Genomic DNA, 2,090 nt, shown 5'->3' on the forward strand with positions numbered 1-2,090 from the left:
AACTTATTTCAGGACGGGACACAACAGATTTAAAAAAAGCCACCGAAAGGTGGCTTTTTTATTGCTAAACAGTGGGTTGAATCTGCTTTAACGTTACCTTCAGCGTATTTTAATAAACAAAAGCATTATTAATACTATCCTGATAACACCAAGTGATATAACCAACCGGCCTAACCAGAATTACACAGATTCATGAATTTCAGACTTGCCATTCTAGGGTTTATAACATCATGAGAAGCAATCCGAATCACATCCAGATATGGTTAGTTCAAAGATTCAGCTGCCTGTTCCCAATCTTCACCAGAACATCAGTATTAAATACTGCGTCATGCAAGGCACCATGTGTATACCTGAAACATGCATAAATGTATGAGGAGCAAAGTCTGGCCATGCATAGAAGATAGTTATATGAGTATTCGTATAAGCTATTGATCTATTAATATTTTCAATGGGTTGGCCTAAATCGTAAGATAAGCACCTATTTTTTGAAGTGAGCAATCTATGGAACTTCGACATTTACGCTATTTTATTACCGTGGCGCAGGAGCAGAGTTTCACTAGGGCTGCTGAAAAGCTGTTTACGGCTCAACCTTCTTTAAGCCAGCAGATTAAAGATCTGGAGCAGGAAGTTGGCGTTAACCTGTTTGAGCGTTCTTCACGGAAAATACATTTAACTGATGAAGGTAAGGCCTTTTTAATCTATGCAGAAAAAGCTCTAGAAAATGCCAAATTGGCCGTTGCGTCAGCACGACAGGTGGCCCAGCAGAAAAATAACCAGATTCATATTGGTTTTCTGAATGTTGCCGAACTAAAAGTCATGCCACATATTTTGGCCAAGTTGAAAAAGACCATGCCAGATCTGAAAATTCATCTGCATAGCCTGTTCTGTCTGGAACAGCTTCAACGTCTAAAAAATGCTGAACTAGATCTAAGTATTACCCGTTTTCAGCTAGATCATCCAGATTTTGACAATATTCATTTATTGACGGAGCAAATTCACTTGGTTGCAGCCAAGCATTTGCACCCAACCGATCGAATACTGAAATTACAGGAACTGAAAAATCATACGATTATTATGTGTGATCAGAATGCATCACCTGTATTTTACGAAAGACTGAATGCTTTGATGTCCTTTGATCAGCTAAAGCACGATCAGGTGCTGTGGGCGACCAATGTGCTACAGCATATTAACCTGATCAATATGGGGATGGGTTTCAGTTTTGCTCCCGATTATTTATTACGTTTCCTGAATGATGAAGTGAAAGTGATTCAGACAGATCGACCTTTACCCCAGGTAGAACTATATGCAACATTTAACAAGAACTCTCAAAATCCAGCATTGAATATTATTACCGAAGCCCTTAACAATACGGTAAATGCTTGAAAAACTTGTAGGGATATATGCTTAAACTGATTTATTACGTACCAGATGAAAACCTGGAGGAAACCAAGAAGGCTGTCTTTGCAGCAGGTGCAGGTGGGATTGGTGAATATACCGACTGTGCCTGGCAAGTACTGGGAACTGGACAATTTAAGCCACAGCGCGGTGCAGATCCTCATATTGGGGAAATCGGCCAGCTGGAAAATGTGGAAGAATGGCGGGTCGAAATTCTTGTACCTGATGAAAAGGCTGTTGAAGTGGCTAAGGCTCTAAAAGACAGTCATCCTTATGAAGAACCGGCATTTGAATTTATACAGCTCTTAGATATAAAAGTTTAAATTTTAGAAGTGATATAAACCGACGGTGCATTAGTGTTGATGTGCCGTCTATATATTAAAAACACCCAATCTGCTTTTATTATTAGGAGGGATTTACGCGTCCTTGTGTGCATATCAACTGATCCATAAAAATAAGCCAACAATTCAAATTATGAAGTCATCGGCTTAAGCAGGATTCGGGTTAATATACTTAATTAAGCGACATCCATGTCATCAAATATTAAGTAAATTCTCTGTACACGACAAAAATAGATAACTCATTGAAATAATGTCACAATAATTGTTTTCTAACGACGAATACTATGACACATCTCAATGAGTTATATCTTATCTTAAACAAATCTCTAAAATGGAACAAGTCACATTTAAAGT

General features: G+C 38.3%; 2 protein-coding genes. Both read left to right on the top strand.

Annotation, left to right across the window (positions count from 1 at the left end; translation table 11 throughout):
• Positions 1-501 precede the first annotated feature (501 nt).
• Positions 502-1,383: a LysR substrate-binding domain-containing protein gene (locus G5T77_RS16760; RefSeq protein ID WP_166139646.1), complete on the top strand. Its 882-nt coding sequence runs from the start codon at positions 502-504 to the stop codon at positions 1,381-1,383.
• Positions 1,384-1,400: 17 nt separating this feature from the next.
• Positions 1,401-1,718, top strand: a complete 318-nt coding sequence (locus tag G5T77_RS16765) for an NGG1p interacting factor NIF3 (protein ID WP_166139647.1) — start codon at positions 1,401-1,403, stop codon at positions 1,716-1,718.
• Positions 1,719-2,090: the final 372 nt, after the last annotated feature.

The sequence above is a fragment of the Acinetobacter sp. GFQ9D191M genome, assembly GCF_011174875.1.
Taxonomy (GTDB): Bacteria; Pseudomonadota; Gammaproteobacteria; order Pseudomonadales; family Moraxellaceae; genus Acinetobacter.